This is a genomic window from [Bacillus] caldolyticus (assembly GCF_003595605.1).
GTDB lineage: Bacteria > Bacillota > Bacilli > Bacillales > Anoxybacillaceae > Geobacillus > Geobacillus thermoleovorans.
Window position 1 is genome coordinate 2,441,526 of record NZ_CP025074.1, and the last position, 19,282, is coordinate 2,460,807.

The window sequence follows — 19,282 nt, forward strand, 5'->3', positions numbered from 1 at the left end:
GATTGGAACACAAAAAACATTTATAATGCGACTGATGAAGATCGTCTGACGGGCGTAGGTTTTCTATATAGGTGCAATTTGAATCTTTAACATTTGTAGTTTTTACAGAGCGATTGGATCGACTGTCGGGCGAGCGAACAATGCCGCTTCCGGAACCATGTATGGGGCTGCGAAGCGGGTGATTGTTCGGTCACCGCCAGTCGAAAAGTGGATAAGCGACTTTTCCGTCAATGATATGTTAAACTTTTTCGTTGCATGTATATAAATAAGTACTCTACTTTTTTAGGTATTTATTCCATTATTGTGGATAATCGCCTATGCGACATGGAACGAAATGGACAAGCGCTTCCTTTTTTGAAGCGATCTTGTCCGTTTTGTTATTTATAAAGCATTCCCCCCCTTGACGCTGTGGCCGCAAAGGAGTAAACTACTAATAACTTCACTTCTCTACCATATTAGCAAACTAAAGCATCTCGATAAAGGGCGTGGGGACATGGCAAAAAAGCTGTTCATGTTTGAAAAACCGTTAGGCATGCGCGATACGCTGCCGTTTTTATATGAGTTGAAAAAACAAGTGCGTTCGGTGATGGCGGAAGAAATTGAACGCTGGGGGTACGAGTTTATCGAAACGCCGACGCTTGAGTATTATGAAACGGTCGGGGCGGCGTCGGCGATTGCCGATCATCGGCTGTTTAAGCTCCTCGATCAGCAAGGGCATACGCTCGTATTGCGGCCCGATATGACGGCGCCGATCGCCCGGGTGGCGGCGTCGCGGTTGTATGACGACGGCAATCCGCTCCGGCTGGCGTACAACGCCAATGTGTTCCGCGCCCAGCAGCGCGAAGGCGGGCGGCCGGCGGAGTTTGAACAGATCGGTGTGGAGTTGATCGGCGACGGCACGGTGACGGCCGACGCCGAGGTGATCAGTTTAATGGTCGCCCTGCTGAAGCGGACGGGACTCGGGCGGTTTTCGGTGGCGGTCGGCCATATCGGTTATGTCAATGCGCTGTTTTTGGAGATTTTAGGGAATGAGGAGCGGGCGAGTGTATTGCGCCGTTTTTTATATGAGAAAAATTACGTCGGCTACCGTGAACATGTGAAGTCGTGGCCGCTTTCGTCGATCGATCAAAAGCGGCTGTTGGATCTTCTTTCCTTGCGCGGTGGAACGGACGTGATTGAACAGGCGAAAACGCTCGTCACAAGCGAGAAGGGGCGGCGGGCGGCCGATGAGCTGGCGGTGCTCATGGCGGTGCTTCGGACGTACGGAGTGGCCGAGGCGGTGAAGCTCGATATGGCGCTTGTCAGCCATATGAGCTATTACACTGGCATTTTGTTTGAAGTGTACGCCGAGCAAGTGGGATTCCCGATCGGCAACGGCGGGCGGTATGATGATTTATTGGCGAAGTTCTCGCGCCCGGCGCCGGCGACGGGGTTTGGGTTGCGCGTCGATCGGTTGATTGAGGCGATTGGGGAAACGGATGTGCGCGATGACATCGAGTGCATCGTGTTCAGCCAAGAGCGGCTGGCGGAAGCGGTGGAATTGGCCGAAGCGAAACGGGCGGAAGGCAAGCGCGTCGTCTTGCAGCACATTGCCGGCATTCGTGATATTGACGCCTACAGCCAGCGCTACCGGTCGATCGTGTATTTGCTTGGCCGCAGCGGGCGCGATGGGCAGTGAACATAACAGAGAAGGCGCCGCCGGTTGGTCATCGACGCTGTTGAAAACGGCAGCGATTGGCGGGACAGAGCGGATGCGAAGAACGGACGGGAAAGGCTGCCCATGGCGGTGGAGAGCATGCGGTGTACTCGAGGCCCAGCGCCGCATTTGACATGATGAGGAGCAAGGAGGAAGAATGATGCTGACGATTGCCATGCCAAAAGGGCGCATTTTTGAAGAGGCGGTCGAGTTGCTGCGGCGGGCGGATTATGCGCTGCCGCCGGAATTTACCGAGTCGCGCAAGCTCGTCATTGATGTGCCAGAGGAAAACATGCGCTTTATTTTGGCGAAACCGATGGATGTCGTCACCTATGTCGAGCATGGGGTCGCGGATTTGGGCATTGCCGGCAAGGACGTGCTGATGGAAGAAGAACGGGATGTGTACGAACTGCTCGATTTGCACATCAGCCGCTGCCATTTGGCGGTCGCCGGGCTGCCCGGCGCCAAGATGAACGAAATCGCACCAAGGGTGGCGACGAAATACCCGAACATCGCGTCAACGTATTTTCGCGAGCAAGGCGAGCAAGTCGAAATCATCCGCCTGAACGGATCCATTGAACTCGCCCCGCTGATCGGCCTTGCCGACCGGATCGTGGACATCGTTTCCACGGGGCGGACGCTCAGAGAAAACGGGCTTGTCGAACTTGAACGGATCGCCGAGGTGACGTCGCGCCTGATTGTCAACCCGGCGAGCTACCGGCTAAACGGCGGGGACATTGAACGGTTGGTCGACCGATTGGCGGCGGTCATTCCCCAGCCGTAGGAAAAAAGGTGTGACAGAGCGGAAATGGGCGGTTTCCGAAGAATGGGTTGGTGGAGATTCGGGAATGGCGGAGCGGCGTTGACAACGCCGTTGGAAAATAGCATATAGATGCAACGAAGAAGTTTAACATATCCTTGACGGAAAAGCGGTTTGTCCATTTTCGACTGACGGAGGATCGAACAACCGCCTGCTTCACAGACCCATATATGGGTCTTTAAGCGGCGTTGTTCGGTCGCCCGACAGTCGATCAAATACTCGGTAAAAGCTGCAAATGGTAAAGCTTCAAATTGCATCGATACAGATTGCCAATGGACGAAAACCGATGGACGTCACAGAAAGGGGAGCGAACGATGAAAATCGAACGGATCCGAGGCGGCGTTTCGCTGCGGCGCACGATTGAAAGCGGAACGGAGGAGCAGCGGCGCGCGGTGCTGGATATCATCGCCGCGGTGCGGGTGCGTGGCGATGCGGCGCTGAAAGAATATACGGAACGGTTTGACGGCGTCAAGCTGGATTCGCTCAAGGTGACGGAAGAGGAAATGAAGCGCGCGCATGCGGCGATGGACGCGGAGATGCTGGAGATCATTCGCCAAGCGGCGGCCAACATTCGCGACTACCACAAACGGCAAAAGCGCGAATCATGGTGGATGACGAAAGAAGACGGCACAATTCTCGGACAAAAGGTGACGCCGCTCGATGCGGTCGGGTTGTACGTGCCAGGCGGGACGGCCGCTTATCCGTCGTCTGTGCTGATGAACGTTATTCCCGCACAAGTGGCGGGGGTGAAACGGATTGTCATCACCTCGCCGCCAAACAAAGACGGCACGCTCCCGGCTGGGGTGCTGGCCGCCGCCTATGAACTCGGCGTGACGGAAATTTACAAAGTCGGCGGCGCGCAGGCGATCGCCGCGCTTGCTTATGGGACGGAAACGATCCGGCCGGTTGACAAAATTTTCGGGCCGGGTAATATTTATGTGGCATTGGCGAAGCGGGAAGTGTTCGGGCATGTGGCGATCGACATGATCGCGGGGCCGAGCGAAATTGTCGTGCTGGCGGATGAAACGGCCCGACCGGATGAGATTGCGGCGGATTTGTTGTCGCAAGCCGAGCATGACGTGCGGGCGTCGGCCATTTTGGTGACGCCGTCGATGAAATTGGCGCTGGCGGTGGCGAGCGAAGTCGAACGGCAGCTGGAAACGCTGCCGCGCCGCGACATTGCCCAAGCGGCGCTCGAGAACTACGGCGCCATTTACGTCACCGAGACGCTTGAGGAAGCGGTGGATGTCGTGAACGAACTGGCGCCGGAGCATTTGGAAGTGATGACGGCAGAACCGCTCGCGCTTTTCGGCCGGCTCCGCCATGCGGGAGCGATGTTTTTCGGCCGCTTCAGCTCCGAGCCGGTCGGCGACTATTTCGCCGGGCCGAACCACGTGCTGCCAACCAACGGCACGGCCAGATTCTCAAGCGGCTTGAGCGTTGACGAGTTTGTGAAAAAATCAAGCGTGATTGTTTACAGTGAAACCGCATTGAAACAACATGGCGACAAAATCGCCGCCTTTGCCCGCCTCGAGGGGCTGGAGGCGCACGCGCGCGCCATTGAGGTGCGGCTCGAGAAAGGGGAATGAATGATGGCAAGGGAAGCGATGATCGCAAGAACGACGAACGAGACGAGCATTCAGTTATCGTTTTCGTTGGATGGCGAAGGGAAGGCGGAACTGGAAACGGGCGTGCCGTTTTTAACCCATATGCTCGATTTGTTCGCCAAGCACGGCCAGTTCGATTTGCACATTGAGGCCAAAGGCGACACGCATATTGACGACCACCATACGACGGAAGACATCGGCATTTGCCTCGGGCAGGCGATCAAGGAAGCGCTCGGCGACAAAAAAGGAATCAAGCGGTACGGCAACGCGTTTGTGCCGATGGATGACGCCTTGGCGCAAGTTGTGATCGACTTGAGCAATCGCCCGCATTTTGAGTTTCGCGGCGAGTTTCCGGCAGCGAAAGTCGGCGCGTTTGATGTCGAACTCGTGCATGAGTTTTTATGGAAACTGGCGCTTGAAGCGCGGATGAACTTGCATGTCATCGTCCATTACGGGCGCAATACGCACCATATGATCGAAGCGGTGTTTAAGGCGCTCGGGCGGGCGCTCGATGAAGCAACGATGATCGACCCGCGCGTCAAAGGCGTTCCGTCGACAAAAGGGATGCTGTAGCCGATGGAGTGGGGCGCCCCCCGTGGGGAAAGAGTTCCGCAGGCGCAGGAAAGGCGGTCGGATCGAGGCAGCGCTTCCTGCGGGAAAAGCTCCATGGATGCAGGAAAGGCGACCGGATGCCAAGGAGAGTCTGCACATGGAAGGAGCGCCGTAAAAAAGCATGCCGCCATACCGTTGTTCATTGAACAAGGGGATGGGCATGGATCAGCGAAGAAAGGAATGGGATGACGATGATCGGGATCATCGACTATGGCATGGGCAACTTATACAGCGTCAGCAAAGCGCTCGAGCGGCTCGGCTGTCCGTATGTCCTAAGCGGCGACAAAGAGGAGCTCGAGCAGGCGCGCGGGCTGATTTTGCCCGGTGTCGGCTCGTTTCGCGATGCGATGCACATTTTAAATGAGACAGGCCTAGCTGCTTTCATCCGTTCGGCGGTTGAAAACGGCACGCCGCTGCTCGGCATTTGTTTAGGGATGCAGCTGTTGTTTGACGAAAGCGAAGAAAACGGGCCGACAAAAGGGCTTGGCTTGCTTCGCGGCCGCGTCGTCCGCTTTCCGGGCGTCACGAAAACCGGCGAGCCATACAAAGTGCCGCACATGGGCTGGAACCGGCTCCGCTTTCATCGTCCGTCGCCGCTCCTTCGTGGCGTCGAGGAAGGGCATGTCTATTTTGTCCATTCGTATTATGTCATTCCAGGGGATGAGGACGTCGTGCTCGCGAGCAGTGAATATGACGTTGATGTTCCGGCGGTCGTCGGGCGCGGCTGTGTGTTTGGCACACAGTTTCATCCGGAAAAAAGCGGTGCGGTCGGCATGAGCATCTTGAACAATTATGTCGGCATCGCCACGGGAAGGGGGAACGGCTGATGGCGGCGTTTACGATTTATCCGGCGATCGATATGCGCGGCGGCAAGTGCGTCCGCCTGCTGCAAGGCGATTACAACAAAGAAACGGTGTACGGCGATTCGCCGGTCGCGATGGCCGAGCAATTCGCCGCTCAAGGGGCGGAGTGGATTCATATGGTCGATTTGGACGGAGCGAAAGAAGGGCGCCGCGTCAACGACCGGTTTGTCATTGAAGCGGCCCGTCGTCTTTCCGTCCATGTGCAAGTGGGCGGCGGCATCCGGACGGAAGAGGATATCGTGCATTATTTAGAAAATGGGGTCGCCCGCGTCATTTTAGGAAGTTCGGCCATTTCCGACCCGCCGTTTGTGAAAAAGATGCTCCAAAAATACGGCCGCCGCATCGTGATTGGCATTGACGCCCGCGACGGCTTCGTGGCGACGGAAGGGTGGCTTGCGACGTCGAACGTCAAGGCGGAAGAGCTCGGGCGGATGCTCGCTGAGGCGGGGGCGGAGACGTTTATTTTCACCGATATTGCGACCGATGGCACGCTGTCGGGCCCGAACATCGCCGCCGCGGTCCGGTTGGCCGAGGCGACGGGAAAAGAAGTGATCGCTTCTGGCGGCGTCAGCTCGCTTGACGATTTGCGCGCGCTCTGCCAATATGCTGGACAAGGCATCGGCGGCGCGATCGTCGGCAAGGCGCTTTATACGAATCAGTTTACGCTCGCGGAAGCGCTCAAGGCGGTGAACGAGCGATGATCACGAAGCGCATCATCCCGTGCCTCGATGTGAAAGACGGGCGCGTCGTCAAAGGAGTGCAATTTGTCCAGCTGCGCGATGCCGGCGATCCGGTGGAGCTCGCGAAGGCGTACGATGAGCAAGGGGCGGACGAGCTCGTGTTTTTGGACATTTCCGCTTCCCATGAAGGGCGGAAAACGATGGTCGATGTCGTCGAGCGCGTCGCCGCCCAGCTAGCGATTCCGTTTACGGTCGGCGGCGGCATCCACTCGCTTGAGGATATGAAGCGGATGCTTCGCGCCGGGGCCGACAAAGTGTCGCTCAACACCGCCGCGGTGCTCCATCCGACCTTGATCACCGAAGGGGCGGACTTTTTCGGCTCGCAATGCATCGTCGTCGCCATTGACGCGAAATACGATGAAACGCTTGGTTCATGGCGCGTCTATACGCACGGCGGCCGCAACGCCACGAACTGGGAAGTCGTCGCTTGGGCGCAGGAAGCGGTCCGTCTTGGCGCCGGGGAGATTTTGCTGACGAGCATGGACGCGGACGGCGGCAAAAACGGTTTTGATATTGAGTTGACGCGGCGGGTGAGCGAAGCGGTCCCGGTTCCGGTCATCGCCTCGGGCGGCGCCGGCAAGGCGGAGCATTTCCTCGAAGCGTTCGAAAAAGGGAAAGCAGACGCGGCGCTCGCGGCATCGATTTTCCATTACAAAGAAACGTCAGTCGGACAAGTGAAAGCGTACTTGAAAGAAAAAGGGGTGAACGTGCGATGACGGCGGACATTCGCTTTGATGAAAAAGGGCTTGTACCTGCCATCGTCCAAGATGCGCAAAGCAAGGAAGTGCTCACGCTTGCCTATATGAACAAAGAGTCGCTTAAAAAAACGCTGGAGACCGGAGAAACATGGTTTTACAGCCGCTCGCGCCAAGAACTATGGCATAAAGGGGCGACATCTGGAAACGAGCAGCGCGTTGTCGACATCCGCTACGACTGCGACGCCGACGCCCTGCTCGTTCTCGTCGAGCCGGCCGGCCCGGCTTGCCATACCGGGTCGTATTCCTGTTTTTCCCGCTCGCTGGACGGCGCGGCGCGCACGCCGGCGGCCGACCGGTTTGCCATTTTGAACGAGTTGGAACAGATCATCGCCCAGCGCGACGCCGAACGGCCGGAAGGGTCGTACACGACGTACTTGTTTGAAAAAGGCGTCGATAAAATTTTGAAGAAAGTCGGCGAAGAAGCGGCGGAAGTCATCATCGCGGCGAAAAACCGGAGCCATGACGAATTGAAATGGGAAGCGGCCGACTTGTTGTACCATTTGCTTGTGCTGTTGCGCGAACAAAAGCTGCCGCTTGACGCGGTGCTTGCGACGCTTGCCGAGCGGCACGCGCAAAAGGTGGAAGCGAGCGACAAAAAATAACAAGATGGTTAGGTGAGAAAAAGGAACGTCTGCCATCGCGCCGGCGTTCCTTTTTTGCACGGAAAAACCGCATTCCTAAAAGGCCGGTGAATTAATGGGGCATAGACTTCCCACATGTCGAATTTTGGAGGCCATTCTCCCCGCCGTTTGGCGCCAAAGGATGGGAAGACGAGCAGGACTTCCTGCTCCCAATTCCGGTTTTGCGCACGCCAAAGAGCCGGTCCCCCCTCGTTTTTTTCGAAACCGGCACAATCGCTTCAGATTTTGCACGACGGCGGTCAACAGCGCCTGTTCTTCCATGGCGTAAAGGCCCCGGCTTCGGGCCCGGTCCAGCCCGTGACATTCCTTCCCTTCGGCGAACACATGCTCACAACGCGTGCGAAGGGCTTGAATGGATCGATAGCCGCCCTGTTGCTGAATGAGCCTCGCTTGATTGCGAATCTGAACGTCTCGGACTTTCGCCTGGCGCTTTGCTTCCTGAGCGGGATCCTTCGCCCGGCGCTTCCAGGTTGGAATCTCCTCCATCTCCTTGCGGCGCAGCGACACGAGCGGTGTGATGCCTTGAATGAAGATCGCTTCCAGATACTCGGTGGTGCCATACGCTTTGTCCGCGGACAAGGTCCGAATCGTGATCGACGGATGGCGAAACCGAATCGAGGCCAGCTGCTCCAAACTCGTCTCCCGTTCCGCCGTTCCAGTGGCGAGGCTGGCCCGTCTGGATAAAATCACGCGCGACTGGACATCGATGACGTCGTGCACCAGATACCGAGGATACGCTTCCTGCCCTTTGCCTTTCTTGTACAACCGGGCATCCGGATCCGTCACGCTTCGATGGGTCCGGTTGGAAAACGTGGCTCCACGGAAGTTTCCCCGTTCTTCGGCATGGACGCGTTCCCCTGATTTTGGAGACGGAGAGGGTGGGTCGTCATCCGGATCCCGGGCCTCGGTCTGTTCATCTTCCCGGGCAGTGCGGGCCAGATAGTCTTCCAACGTCTCCACCGGAGCGAGCTTGACCTCCCGCAAGCTGTGGATCGAGGCATTCGCCCGCACTTGGGTGCCGTCAGCCGCCGCATGGACATCCGGCGAGACCAACCCCGCCGCGATGCATTGATCCACCACATAGGTCATCAGCCGGTCAAAGATTCCATGTTGGCGCCAGCGTTTCCGTGTTTTGACGAGCGTCGTTCGATCCGGCAGTGTGGGGTGATGAGGATCCGGATGGAGCACGGATTCAAAGTCGAGACCGCAAAACCACAAGTATCCGGCATGCATGGGGAGGATCTCATACAACTCCCGCTCAGAGTGGTCGAACAAATACGAGAGCAGCATTAGGCGAAGCAGCCGTTCCGGATCCGCCGCCGGGCGACCCGTTTTTTCCGTGTACAGGGGAGCCACCCAATCGTGAATGACGGAAAAGTCAACCGCTTCGTTGATTTGGCGCAAGATATGATGTGGAGGAACCAGTTCTTCCATGTCGATGACTTGAAACAGACGAGGCTGAGTCGAAGGGTTTTTGGGGGCTTTCATGATCCGCTCACGCTCCATTCCAACGATTTTTCTTCCTTTTTCGACATAAGCCCCCTAAATCCCTGCCTCAGGGTGTACTTTTTTCACCGGCCTTCTAAAGTTTCTTGCTTGTTTTCGCCGCCGATATGGTATACTGTTGTTCGACGAATTTTACGGACGACGGAGGACAGAATGGGAAAACAACTGAAGCGATCATCACGAAAAGCGACGATTGTACCGTTCATCCAAAGCGGAGATTACTTTTTTAAAAAAGGAATGAAAGCATACGACCGAGGCGATTTGGAAAAGGCGAGGAAATATTTTGAGCGCGCCGTCCGTTTGGATGAGCGCGACGCCTCATTCGCCTTGCAGCTTGCCCTTGTGCTGTCGGAGCTTGGTGAATATCAATTTTCCAATCAATGGCTGTTCAAAATTATCCATGATTTGGACGAAACGATGTACGACTGTTTGTATTTTTTGGCGAACAATTTCGCCTGCCTCGGCTTGTTTCGTGAAGCAAGGCAATACGCGGAACGTTATTTGGCGCATGAGCCGGCCGGAGAGTTTGCCGACGATGCTGCTGACTTGCTTGAGCTGCTTCGGCTCGATGGCTCGGAATGGACGGAAGAAGAGGAGCAGCTGATGGTGCTGGAGGATCGGGCCCGCCGTTTGCTTGAGGAGGAGCGGTTTGCGGAAGCGATTGAAGCGCTTGAAGCGCTCGTCGTGCGCTATCCGGACGTTTGGTCGGCGCATAACAATTTGGCGCTTGCTTATTTTTACAGCGGCGATGTCGACAAAGCGAAATAGAAAGTGCGTGAAGTGCTCAAACGCGATCCCGGCAATTTGCATGCGCTTTGCAACGCGCTTGTCTTCGCCTATTACTTGCGTGAGGAAGAACAGGCGGCCGCGCTTTGCGAGACGCTGGCCGGTTTGTATCCGTTTTTTCGCGAGCATCAATACAAGCTCGGGGCGACATTCGCGCTTGTTGGGCGGTTCGATTTGGCGTTCCGTTGGCTGCACCGTTTGTATAAACAAGGCTTTGGCGGTGATGGGCCATTTTATTATTGGCTCGCTTGCGCTGCCTACTATACTGGCCATGAGCCGCTCGCTCGGCAAATGTGGGAGGTGCTTGCCACCCTCCATCCCGAAAAACGGGGTGAGGAGCCGTGGGCCGTTTCAGCGCCGGTGGATGAGGCGCTTATCCGCTTGATGGCTTGGCTGGAGGGCGACGAGCTGGCCGACCGTCTGTACGGATTGTACTTGTTCAGCCGCTCGCCGCAGGCGAAAGAGCCATCGATGTCGCTTGCGGTATGCCGCCTCTTGCCGTCTGATCCCCGTCTGCGCCCGTTTATCGACTGCTTTTTGTTCGGCTTAACCGACGGCCCGTCCGCTTGGGCGGCGAACATCGGCCGCATGGTCGATGCGCTTTCGGCGCATAATGAGGAAAAGGAAGCGCTCTGCCGCTTCGCCTTCGCGATGGCCGTCCATCCGTCGGCTGATCGCGAGCCATTTGCGAACGGAGCCGCGTGGGCGGCGGCGATCGAATACATGTGGCGCCGACAGCAAGGAGAGCGTGTGACGCAAAGAGAGATGGCGGCCAAATACGGCGTTTCGGCGTCGACGGTGCAAAAATACGTGCAAAAAGCGCGCCGGCTCTATACATGAGCAAATCAATAGACAGGGCGAATCGACTTCTATACGATGAAAATGGAATGATTCTCAAGCGAGGGAGTGGACGGTGTGGCAGACGAAAAAATTTACGATGTCATTATTGCCGGAGCCGGGCCGGCTGGGCTGACGGCGGCTGTCTATACATCGCGCGCCAATTTGTCGACGCTGATGATCGAGCGCGGCGTTCCGGGCGGGCAGATGGTCAACACTGAGGAAGTCGAGAACTATCCTGGCTTTGAAACGATTTTAGGCCCGGAATTGGCGGCGAAAATGTTTGAGCATGCGAAAAAATTCGGCGCGGAGTACGCATACGGCGATGTGAAAGAAATCATCGACGGCGAGGCGTACAAAACGGTCATCGTCGGCGATAAAGAGTACAAGGCCCGCGCGGTCATCATCGCCACCGGAGCGGAATATAAAAAACTCGGCGTACCGGGTGAAGCGGAGCTCGGCGGCCGCGGCGTTTCGTACTGTGCGGTGTGCGACGGGGCGTTTTTCAAAGGGAAAGATTTGGTCGTCGTGGGCGGGGGCGACTCGGCGGTCGAAGAGGGCGTCTATTTGACGCGGTTTGCCAATAAAGTGACGATCGTTCACCGCCGCGACAAGCTGCGGGCGCAAAAAATTTTGCAAGACCGGGCGTTCGCCAATGAAAAAATTGATTTCATCTGGAACCATACGGTGAAACAAATCAACGAAAAGGACGGAAAAGTCGGCAGCGTGACGCTTGTGCATACGCAAACGGGCGAGGAGCGCGAATTTCCGTGCGACGGCGTTTTCATTTACATCGGGATGGTGCCGCTCTCGAAGCCGTTTGCCAATCTTGGCATCACGAATGAAAACGGCTATATCGTCACGAACGAAAAGATGGAGACGAAAGTGCCGGGCATTTTCGCCGCCGGTGATGTGCGGGAAAAAACGCTCCGGCAAATCGTGACGGCTACCGGCGACGGCAGCATCGCCGCGCAAAGCGCCCAGCATTACGTTGAGGAACTGAAAGAAAAGCTCAATAAGCAAGGGGTCAGCTGATCCGGTAACCAAATCGCAATCAAATCGTAATGGTTATTTAACCCAGATGTAACACGGGCGCAACACATTTGTCGTATGCTATAAGTAAGTAATTGACCCCCTTTTATATAGATCCTTTTTGGCGCGGGCGTTTGTCCGCGTCTTTTTTTTCTTTGCCTGCGCGCTTGCATCCTGCCGCCCCGCTCGAAACGGCGGGGGATGGCGTCTTTCGGCTGGAAGCGGAATGTTGGGCCCCCGAGGTTTTTGCAGACGGGAAGCGGACGGTTTCCAGCGGTTTGAAGGTGGAGCGGCCTAACTATTTATGGTAAAATAAAGATGATTATGTGCGTGTTTGCGGATGGTTGGGGTGAACGAATTGCAACGGGTGACAAACTGCGTATTATATAAAGACGGCCAAGTGCTGCTTTTGCAAAAGCCGAGGCGCGGCTGGTGGGTCGCTCCGGGCGGGAAAATGGAGCCCGGCGAGACGGTGCGTGAAGCATGCATTCGTGAATACCGGGAAGAGACGGGCATTTATTTGAAAAATCCAGAGCTGAAAGGCGTCTTTACGATCGTGATGAAAAATGGGAATGAAACGGTGTCGGAGTGGATGATGTTTACGTTTTTCGCCGACGACTTCATTGGTGAAAACGTGCCGTCTTCCGAAGAAGGGACGCTTGCTTGGCATCAGGTGGAGACGCTTTCGACGCTGCCGATGGCCCCTGGAGACTATCATATTTTGGATTACGCCTTGAAAGGCAAAGGGGTCATGTACGGGGTGTTTGTCTATACAGAGGAATTCGAGCTGCTTTCATATCGGCTCGATCCGAGCTGATGGAGAGGAGGGGCGGAGATGGGACAAAACGGGGCGCTGCAGCCGATTCAGCTCGTCATCATCACCGGTATGTCCGGCGCGGGAAAGACGGTGGCGATTCAAAGCTTCGAAGACCTCGGCTTTTTTTGTATTGACAACTTGCCGCCGACGCTGCTGCCGAAATTTTTGGAGCTCGTCAAAGAATCCGGGAATAAAATGAACAAAGTCGCCCTTGTCATGGATTTGCGCAGCCGCGACTTTTTCGATCATTTGTTCGCTGCGCTCGATGAGCTGGCTGAGCAAGCGTGGGTCATCCCACAGGTGTTGTTCTTGGACGCCCAAGATTCGACGTTGGTGGCCCGCTACAAAGAAACGCGGCGGACGCATCCGCTTGCGCCGAACGAGCCCCCGCTTGAAGGAATCCGTTTGGAGCGGAAGCTGCTCGAAGAACTGAAAGGGCGGGCGCAGATCATTTACGATACGACGGGGCTCAAGCCGCGCGAGCTGCGGGAGAAAATCATCCGCCAGTTCTCATCGCACGCTCAATCCGGGTTTACCATCAACGTCATGTCGTTTGGGTTTAAGTACGGCATTCCAATTGATGCAGATTTGGTGTTTGACGTCCGCTTTTTGCCGAACCCGCATTACATTGAACATATGCGTCCGAAAACCGGGTTGGATGACGACGTATCGTCCTACGTGCTCAAGTGGGGGGAAACGCAAAAGTTTTTGGAAAAGCTCATTGACTTGTTGTCGTTTATGCTGCCGTATTACCAGCGCGAAGGAAAAAGCCAGCTGGTGATCGCCATCGGCTGCACGGGCGGGCAGCACCGTTCGGTGGCGCTCGCAGAATATATCGCCCGCCATTTTTCAGATGATTATAAAACGGTTGTCTCGCACCGGGACATGGAGAGGAGAAAGGACATACACCGATGAGAAACGAACGAGCAGCGAAACTGGTCGTCATCGGCGGCGGCACCGGGCTTCCCGTCCTGCTGAGGGGGCTGAAGCAGCATGAATTGGATTTGACCGCCATTGTCACGGTCGCCGATGATGGAGGGAGTTCCGGGCGGCTGCGCGATGAGCTGCACATTCCGCCGCCCGGGGATGTCCGCAACGTATTGGCCGCGCTGTCTGACGTCGAACCGCTCATTGTCGAGCTGTTCCAGCACCGTTTTCAAAACGGCAACGGCTTATCCGGCCATTCGCTCGGCAATTTGATTTTGGCGGCGCTCACATCGATCACCGGCGACTTTGTGAAAGCAATCCGTGAGATGAGCAAAGTGTTGAACGTGCGCGGCCAGGTGCTGCCGGCAGCGAACAAAAGCGTCGTTTTGCACGCGGAGATGGAAGACGGTTCCATCATCTCTGGCGAGTCAAAAATCCCGAGTGCGGGAAAAAAAATTAAGAGGGTGTTTTTAACGCCGGAAGACATTGAGCCGCTGCCGGAGACGGTTGATGCCATCCGCCGCGCCGATTTGATTGTCATCGGGCCGGGCAGCCTATACACAAGCATCTTGCCGAATTTGCTCGTGCCGAAAATCGGGCAGGAAGTATGCAAGGCGAAGGCGAAAAAAGTATATATATGCAACATTATGACTCAGGCCGGCGAGACGCCGCACTATACGGTGAGCGACCATGTGGAGGCGCTTCATGCTCATCTTGGCGGCCCGTTTTTGGACGCGGTGATCATCAACAGCGGAGCGATCCCGGAAGCGATCCGCCGCCGCTACGAGGCGGAGCGGGCCGAGCCGGTGCGTGACGACAGCAGCGGGCTTTCGTTGCAAGTCATCCGCGACGATATTGTCACGTACGAGGATGGGGTCATTCGCCATAATACGGCGAAAGTCGCCGCCCTTCTTCTCGGGCTTCTCCCTCACCGTTAAAGGCGGGACCCGAGTAGGCCGCAAAGCGCCATTATGGGCGGTGATGCTCCCGATGGCCGCGCCGAAAGTCAGGCACCTCCAACCGGCCGGATGCGGGGAACGAATGGAGGTGGAGCGATCGTGTCTTTTGCATCGGAAACGAAAAAGGAATTGACCCATTTAGAGGTGAAGCCTTGCTGCTTGCGCGCGGAGCTGTCGGCGCTTTTGCGCATGAACGGTTCACTGTCGTTTTCCGGCGGGCGAATGGCCATCGATGTCCAGACGGAAAATGCGGCGATCGCTCGGCGCATTTATACGTTATTGAAAAAGGGCTACGATGTCGCCGTCGAGCTGTTTGTCCGCAAGAAAATGCGCTTGAAAAAAAACAACGTCTACATCGTCCGCGTGACTGACGGTGCGGCTTCTTTGCTTCGTGAACTTCACATTGTCAACGGCGATTTTTCGCTCATCCATGACATTTCCCCGGAGCTCGTCAAGAAAAAATGCTGCAAGCGCTCGTATTTGCGCGGCGCGTTTTTGGCCGGCGGTTCGGTCAACAACCCGGAGACGTCGTCCTACCATTTGGAGATTTTTTCGCTGTATGAGGAGCATAACCGGGCGTTATGCGAATTGATGAACAGCCACTTTTTTTTAAATGCGAAAACGTTGGAACGGAAAAAGGGGTTTATTACGTATTTAAAAGAGGCGGAAAAAATCGCCGAGTTTTTGAACATCATCGGCGCCCATCAAGCGCTGCTCCGCTTTGAGGACATTCGCATCGTCCGCGATATGCGCAACTCGGTCAACCGGCTTGTCAATTGCGAAACCGCCAATTTGAACAAAACGATCGGCGCTGCGCTTCGCCAGGTGGAGAACATCCGCTACATCGACGAGACGATCGGCCTTGATTCACTGCCGGCCAAGCTGCGGGAAATCGCGAAACTTCGCATCGAGCATCAAGACGTGACGCTGAAAGAGCTCGGGGAGATGGTTGCCGGTGGAAAAATCAGCAAATCCGGCATCAACCACCGGCTGCGCAAAATTGATGAGATCGCGGAGCGGCTGCGGGCTGGAAAGCCGGTCGATTTCCATAAATCGCTGTAAAGGGGAGATGGAGAATGGTGGAAAAACAAGTGGAAGTGAAATTAAAAACCGGGCTGCAGGCGCGCCCGGCGGCGTTGTTCGTCCAAGAAGCGAACCGTTTTTCCGCTGATGTGTTTTTGGAAAAAGACGGAAAACGGGTCAACGCGAAAAGCATTATGGGCTTGATGAGCCTCGCCATCGGCCATGGAGCGGTGATCACGCTCATTGCCGACGGTCCGGATGAGCAAGAAGCGATCGAAAAGCTCGCCGCCTATGTGCAAAAGGAAAAGTAAAGCAGCGTGTGGGGCTGGCGGGGAAAGGAATGGAAAAGGCTGCTCCGTTTTTGTCGGAAGCAGCCTTTTTTCGTCAATGTCGGTGCAGGCGCAGCTCTATAGCGGTTCTGCCAACGTGTGCATGCCTTATTTTTCATCAGCGCGCGTCAGCACGCGGTCAATGATGCCGTATTCCATTGCTTTTTGCGCGGTCATAAAGTTGTCGCGGTCCGTATCGCGCTCGATCACTTCGATCGGCTGGCCGGTGTTTTCCGATAAAATGCGGTTCAATTTGTCGCGCAAGAACAAAATGCGCTTCGCTGCGATTTCGATTTCCGTCGCTTGCCCTTGGGCGCCGCCGAGCGGTTGGTGGATCATGATTTCACTGTTTGGCAAGGCGAACCGTTTCCCTTTCGCACCGGCGGCAAGCAAAAACGCCCCCATGGAAGCGGCCATGCCGATGCAAATTGTCGATACGTCCGGTTTGATGAACTGCATCGTGTCGTAAATCGCCAGGCCAGCTGTGATCGAGCCGCCCGGGCTGTTGATGTACAAGGAAATATCTTTGTCCGGGTCTTCCGCCGCCAAAAACAACAGCTGCGACACGATCGAGTTGGCCACTTGGTCGTCGATCGGGCTGCCAAGGAACACGATTCGGTCTTTCAATAAGCGCGAATAAATGTCGTACGCCCGCTCCCCGCGGTTCGTCTGTTCGATGACAGTCGGAATCAAATACATCAAAAACGCCTCCTTTTCCATCCTAATGGATCAATATGTACGCCTTCATCATACACGAATGGTCAATGAAGGTCAAACAAAACGACCTTCCCCATTCTTTATAACATATTCGCGGCTAGCGGGAACATCCCTCTTTTCATCATAACCGCTTTTTTATTTTTTTAACCAGTTGCCTGTGGCGGTGGCATTGATGTGGAAGGAACAAAGGCCTAATTTTTCCTGTTTTTTTATTGCATTTTCCCCTTGCATTTTTGCACGATCCTGCTATAATAGAACATGCGACGGAACGAAATAGAGAAATCATGAACTTCCATGCCCTCGTAGTGTAGTGGATAGCACGAGAGATTCCGGTTCTCTTAGCGTGGGTTCGAATCCTGCCGAGGGCGTTCCAACGATCCGACAAGTTCGGATTGAGATTCCCAAATCCCTTGATACGACCGCGTTTGCGGTCGTTTTTCATTTTTTGGGAATCCCGAAAAAACCGATAGAATCCGAAAAAATTTTGTACGAATTTTGCACGGCTATTTGGTACGATCCAGTTCCGCCATCGCGAGATCGACCTGCCGGGATTCTTTTTGTTCCATCTCATCTAAAATATGCGAGTACGTTTGCAGAGTAGTGACAATATGGCGGAACAGGAAACGAGTTTGGAGCAGCTGGCTTCGATTCGGTTTCGCCAACCGTCGATCACGATTCGGACCTTGTCCGCAGACAAAGCGTATGGCGCCACGGAGTATCTGGAAGCGCTCTTTCTTCATCCAGACTACAGTTTTTTGTTTTTTGTCGTGTAAATGCCACTAATAAGTGAAAGGTGCAAACCGAATCCTCCTTCCGTTGCGTCACCCGATTGGGCGGCGCTGTAGGTGAGGTGATACACGTGTAGAAGTTGCACGAGGTATTGAACGATAACAAAAGCTAAACCACATGAAGAAAAAGGACGGAATGACCTGGGGCGACTGGATGGAGATCATGGGGTCCGGCGCGATACGTATAAACGAGTGCGCGGGGCGGTGAGGAGGAAATGGGAAGGAATAAAGACCCTTAGGTTAAAAAACATATACTTGGTATATGGTTGTAATCCTGCCGAGGCAAAACAGCCGCCTAGGCGGCTGTTTTTCTTTTAGATCAGCAGCGGACGCGCCGCTTTCCTCGAGAGGGTTCCCAAATCAAGGGCTCGGGCGGGGCATTGGGTTTTTTCGTCTGAACAGGCGCCGGTTCGGGCGGTCGCCAAGGCCGCTTTCCGCCGTCAAAAATTTCTCCTACCCCCTCCCGCTCCCGTTGTGTACAATAAAAGAAAGGGAGGCGTGACGATGAGGGCGGAGTTATGGCAAGAGCAGCGGCTGCAGTTGTCGCTGACAAAGGAACTTGTGCAGGCGATTGAACTGTTGCAATATTCCGCAGTGGATTTGGAAGCGTTTTTATATGAACAGTCGCTGGAAAACCCGTTTTTGGAAATTCGCCGCACCCGGGTGCGGCAACGGCCAAGCCGGACAGAAAGAGACCAAAAGCAATGGCTCGAGAACATTGGCGCCCGCGCAGAGACACTTGTTGGCCATTTGCTTTCTCAGCTGCCTGCGTTGAAGCTGGCCGATCGGGAAGAGCGCATCGTCCGTTATCTCATTGCCTCGCTCGATGAGGATGGCTATTTGCGCGTGCCGCTTGCCGAGCTGGCGGCGCGGTTTTCCGCATCGGAACAAGAGATGGAACGGGGGCTGCGCCTTGTGCAGTCGCTCGACCCGCCGGGAGTCGGCGCCCGCGATTTGGCGGAATGCCTCTTGCTGCAACTTGAACGTCTTCCTGAGCGTGACGAGCTGGCGGAGATGATCGTCCGCTACCATTTTGTCCCCTTTGCGGAAAAGTCGTGGAAAACGCTGGCCAAGCAGCTTGGCGTCAGCCTTGGCGAACTGCAACGCGTCTTCGAGCTCATTCGCACACTCGAGCCGCGGCCAGGCATTCACTATTCGAGCGAAACACCGCCTTTGGTCGTGCCGGATGTCATCGTCGTCCGCGGGGCGGAAGGGGACTGGATGGCCGCCTATAATGATGACATCCATCCGGAGCTCGGATGGAATCGGGATTACGAGCGGCGCATCGCTGCATCTGGCGACCGGCATGCCGAACAGTTTATCAAAGAAAAATATCGGCAGTTTACATGGCTCGCGAAAAGTTTGGAGCAACGGAAACAGACGCTTCTCCATTTGACGGCCGTCATCATCGACCGCCAGCGCTCGTGTTTGGAGTTTGGGCTTTCGGCGCTCAAGCCGATGACGATGCGCGAGGTGGCCGAGGAGCTCGGCGTTCATGAATCGACGGTGAGCCGCGCGGTCCGGCATAAATATGTGCAAACGCCGTTTGGCACCGTGGAGCTGCGCCGTTTCTTTTCAAACGCCGCGACGGCCGCAGGGGATGAAGCGGCATCGTCCGCCCGCGTGAAAGCGATCATTGAGGCCCTTATTTCCGAGGAAGATCGGCGGGCGCCGCTGTCTGACCAACAGCTTGCTGATTTGCTTCGCGATCGGCACGGCATCGCCATTTCGCGCCGCACGGTCGCCAAATACCGCGAGCAGCTGCGCATCCCGTCTTCGGCAAAGCGGAGGCAATATATCGGCCTGCCGTAACGGGCGGCCAAT

Annotated in this window: 19 protein-coding genes, 1 tRNA gene and 1 pseudogene; 19 read left to right on the top strand and 2 right to left on the bottom strand. The window is 55.6% G+C overall.

The window, feature by feature from the left end:
• Nucleotides 1-493: 493 nt before the first annotated feature.
• The 9 genes from CWI35_RS12595 to hisIE all read left to right on the top strand — a co-directional run bounded on the left by CWI35_RS12595 (nt 494) and on the right by hisIE (nt 7,698).
• Entirely contained in the window at nt 494-1,678 is a 1,185-nt protein-coding gene (locus CWI35_RS12595; RefSeq protein WP_011232547.1) for an ATP phosphoribosyltransferase regulatory subunit, read from the top strand.
• A complete protein-coding gene (locus CWI35_RS18300) occupies nt 1,668-1,829 on the top strand; it encodes a hypothetical protein (protein ID WP_156484087.1) in 162 nt (53 codons plus the stop codon). Before CWI35_RS12595 ends, CWI35_RS18300 begins: the two co-directional genes overlap by 11 nt.
• 27 nt (nt 1,830-1,856) lie before the next feature.
• Nucleotides 1,857-2,480, top strand: coding sequence for an ATP phosphoribosyltransferase (gene hisG, locus CWI35_RS12600; protein WP_015375795.1), 624 nt, complete (start codon nt 1,857-1,859; stop codon nt 2,478-2,480).
• 350 nt (nt 2,481-2,830) lie between these two features.
• Nucleotides 2,831-4,105 (top strand): histidinol dehydrogenase, encoded by a 1,275-nt coding sequence (hisD, locus tag CWI35_RS12610; protein ID WP_021321643.1) that lies wholly within the window; start codon nt 2,831-2,833, stop codon nt 4,103-4,105.
• A gap of 3 nt (nt 4,106-4,108) precedes the next feature.
• A complete protein-coding gene (gene hisB / locus CWI35_RS12615) occupies nt 4,109-4,696 on the top strand; it encodes an imidazoleglycerol-phosphate dehydratase HisB (RefSeq protein ID WP_042381731.1) in 588 nt (195 codons plus the stop codon).
• A gap of 224 nt (nt 4,697-4,920) precedes the next feature.
• Complete coding sequence (gene hisH / locus CWI35_RS12620) at nt 4,921-5,562, top strand: imidazole glycerol phosphate synthase subunit HisH (RefSeq protein ID WP_014196729.1); 642 nt, start codon at nt 4,921-4,923, stop codon at nt 5,560-5,562.
• Nucleotides 5,562-6,299 (top strand): 1-(5-phosphoribosyl)-5-[(5-phosphoribosylamino)methylideneamino]imidazole-4-carboxamide isomerase, encoded by a 738-nt coding sequence (gene hisA, locus CWI35_RS12625; RefSeq protein ID WP_020279445.1) that lies wholly within the window; start codon nt 5,562-5,564, stop codon nt 6,297-6,299. Before hisH ends, hisA begins: the two co-directional genes overlap by 1 nt.
• Complete coding sequence (gene hisF / locus CWI35_RS12630; protein ID WP_011232541.1) at nt 6,296-7,054, top strand: imidazole glycerol phosphate synthase subunit HisF; 759 nt, start codon at nt 6,296-6,298, stop codon at nt 7,052-7,054. The genes hisA and hisF overlap by 4 nt, the downstream gene beginning before the upstream one ends.
• The gene (gene hisIE, locus CWI35_RS12635) at nt 7,051-7,698 is read left to right on the top strand and encodes a bifunctional phosphoribosyl-AMP cyclohydrolase/phosphoribosyl-ATP diphosphatase HisIE (protein WP_020279446.1); all 648 of its coding nucleotides are present in this window, start codon (nt 7,051-7,053) and stop codon (nt 7,696-7,698) included. The genes hisF and hisIE overlap by 4 nt, the downstream gene beginning before the upstream one ends.
• Nucleotides 7,699-7,773: 75 nt before the next feature.
• Here hisIE and CWI35_RS12640 read toward each other — a convergent pair whose 3' ends face one another.
• Nucleotides 7,774-9,243 (bottom strand): IS5-like element ISGka1 family transposase, encoded by a 1,470-nt coding sequence (locus tag CWI35_RS12640; protein WP_119877832.1) that lies wholly within the window; start codon nt 9,241-9,243, stop codon nt 7,774-7,776.
• A 153-nt stretch (nt 9,244-9,396) separates the two neighbouring features.
• Between CWI35_RS12640 and CWI35_RS12645 the strand changes: the two are divergent.
• The 7 genes and pseudogenes from CWI35_RS12645 to CWI35_RS12675 all read left to right on the top strand — a co-directional run bounded on the left by CWI35_RS12645 (nt 9,397) and on the right by CWI35_RS12675 (nt 15,935).
• Nucleotides 9,397-10,869 (top strand): annotated as a pseudogene (locus CWI35_RS12645) (tetratricopeptide repeat protein).
• A gap of 75 nt (nt 10,870-10,944) precedes the next feature.
• Nucleotides 10,945-11,901 (top strand): thioredoxin-disulfide reductase, encoded by a 957-nt coding sequence (gene trxB, locus CWI35_RS12650; RefSeq protein ID WP_011232538.1) that lies wholly within the window; start codon nt 10,945-10,947, stop codon nt 11,899-11,901.
• Between the two features lie 337 nt (nt 11,902-12,238).
• Nucleotides 12,239-12,715 carry an NUDIX hydrolase gene (locus CWI35_RS12655; protein ID WP_014196721.1) on the top strand — a complete coding sequence of 159 codons (477 nt, stop codon included), beginning with the start codon at nt 12,239-12,241 and terminating at the stop codon, nt 12,713-12,715.
• Nucleotides 12,716-12,733: 18 nt separating this feature from the next.
• On the top strand, nt 12,734-13,630 hold the full coding sequence (rapZ, locus tag CWI35_RS12660) for an RNase adapter RapZ (protein ID WP_011232536.1): 897 nt from the start codon (nt 12,734-12,736) through the stop codon (nt 13,628-13,630).
• Nucleotides 13,627-14,580 (top strand): gluconeogenesis factor YvcK family protein, encoded by a 954-nt coding sequence (locus CWI35_RS12665; protein WP_011232535.1) that lies wholly within the window; start codon nt 13,627-13,629, stop codon nt 14,578-14,580. The genes rapZ and CWI35_RS12665 overlap by 4 nt, the downstream gene beginning before the upstream one ends.
• Before the next feature lie 120 nt (nt 14,581-14,700).
• Nucleotides 14,701-15,663 carry a DNA-binding protein WhiA gene (whiA, locus tag CWI35_RS12670; protein ID WP_011232534.1) on the top strand — a complete coding sequence of 321 codons (963 nt, stop codon included), beginning with the start codon at nt 14,701-14,703 and terminating at the stop codon, nt 15,661-15,663.
• Between the two features lie 14 nt (nt 15,664-15,677).
• Nucleotides 15,678-15,935: an HPr family phosphocarrier protein gene (locus CWI35_RS12675; RefSeq protein WP_011232533.1), complete on the top strand. Its 258-nt coding sequence runs from the start codon at nt 15,678-15,680 to the stop codon at nt 15,933-15,935.
• Nucleotides 15,936-16,061: 126 nt separating this feature from the next.
• On the opposite strand, the gene clpP is transcribed toward CWI35_RS12675, so the two are convergent.
• Nucleotides 16,062-16,652, bottom strand: a complete 591-nt coding sequence (clpP, locus tag CWI35_RS12680; protein ID WP_011232532.1) for an ATP-dependent Clp endopeptidase proteolytic subunit ClpP — start codon at nt 16,650-16,652, stop codon at nt 16,062-16,064.
• Nucleotides 16,653-16,966: 314 nt separating this feature from the next.
• Between clpP and CWI35_RS12690 the strand changes: the two genes are divergently transcribed.
• The 3 genes from CWI35_RS12690 to rpoN all read left to right on the top strand — a co-directional run bounded on the left by CWI35_RS12690 (nt 16,967) and on the right by rpoN (nt 19,270).
• Nucleotides 16,967-17,038: transfer RNA gene (locus CWI35_RS12690), tRNA-Arg, on the top strand.
• A 240-nt stretch (nt 17,039-17,278) separates the two neighbouring features.
• Nucleotides 17,279-17,443, top strand: a complete 165-nt coding sequence (locus tag CWI35_RS18305; RefSeq protein WP_014196720.1) for a hypothetical protein — start codon at nt 17,279-17,281, stop codon at nt 17,441-17,443.
• Between the two features lie 519 nt (nt 17,444-17,962).
• Entirely contained in the window at nt 17,963-19,270 is a 1,308-nt protein-coding gene (gene rpoN / locus CWI35_RS12700; RefSeq protein ID WP_023633685.1) for an RNA polymerase factor sigma-54, read from the top strand.
• Nucleotides 19,271-19,282: the final 12 nt, after the last annotated feature.

What these genes read in the sequence shown, in the direction of transcription:
- hisA (WP_020279445.1), top strand. Translation starts at nt 5,562, where the DNA reads ATGGCGGCGTTTACGATTTATCCGGCGATCGATATGCGCGGCGGCAAG.
- hisD (WP_021321643.1), top strand. Translation starts at nt 2,831, where the DNA reads ATGAAAATCGAACGGATCCGAGGCGGCGTTTCGCTGCGGCGCACGATT.
- CWI35_RS12640 (WP_119877832.1), bottom strand. Translation starts at nt 9,243, where the DNA reads ATGGAGCGTGAGCGGATCATGAAAGCCCCCAAAAACCCTTCGACTCAG.
- rpoN (WP_023633685.1), top strand. Translation starts at nt 17,963, where the DNA reads ATGAGGGCGGAGTTATGGCAAGAGCAGCGGCTGCAGTTGTCGCTGACA.
- CWI35_RS12665 (WP_011232535.1), top strand. Translation starts at nt 13,627, where the DNA reads ATGAGAAACGAACGAGCAGCGAAACTGGTCGTCATCGGCGGCGGCACC.
- hisIE (WP_020279446.1), top strand. Translation starts at nt 7,051, where the DNA reads ATGACGGCGGACATTCGCTTTGATGAAAAAGGGCTTGTACCTGCCATC.
- CWI35_RS12655 (WP_014196721.1), top strand. Translation starts at nt 12,239, where the DNA reads ATGGTTGGGGTGAACGAATTGCAACGGGTGACAAACTGCGTATTATAT.
- hisB (WP_042381731.1), top strand. Translation starts at nt 4,109, where the DNA reads ATGGCAAGGGAAGCGATGATCGCAAGAACGACGAACGAGACGAGCATT.
- CWI35_RS18305 (WP_014196720.1), top strand. Translation starts at nt 17,279, where the DNA reads ATGGCGGAACAGGAAACGAGTTTGGAGCAGCTGGCTTCGATTCGGTTT.
- hisG (WP_015375795.1), top strand. Translation starts at nt 1,857, where the DNA reads ATGCTGACGATTGCCATGCCAAAAGGGCGCATTTTTGAAGAGGCGGTC.
- hisF (WP_011232541.1), top strand. Translation starts at nt 6,296, where the DNA reads ATGATCACGAAGCGCATCATCCCGTGCCTCGATGTGAAAGACGGGCGC.
- hisH (WP_014196729.1), top strand. Translation starts at nt 4,921, where the DNA reads ATGACGATGATCGGGATCATCGACTATGGCATGGGCAACTTATACAGC.
- CWI35_RS12595 (WP_011232547.1), top strand. Translation starts at nt 494, where the DNA reads ATGGCAAAAAAGCTGTTCATGTTTGAAAAACCGTTAGGCATGCGCGAT.
- clpP (WP_011232532.1), bottom strand. Translation starts at nt 16,652, where the DNA reads ATGTATTTGATTCCGACTGTCATCGAACAGACGAACCGCGGGGAGCGG.
- CWI35_RS18300 (WP_156484087.1), top strand. Translation starts at nt 1,668, where the DNA reads ATGGGCAGTGAACATAACAGAGAAGGCGCCGCCGGTTGGTCATCGACG.
- rapZ (WP_011232536.1), top strand. Translation starts at nt 12,734, where the DNA reads ATGGGACAAAACGGGGCGCTGCAGCCGATTCAGCTCGTCATCATCACC.
- CWI35_RS12675 (WP_011232533.1), top strand. Translation starts at nt 15,678, where the DNA reads ATGGTGGAAAAACAAGTGGAAGTGAAATTAAAAACCGGGCTGCAGGCG.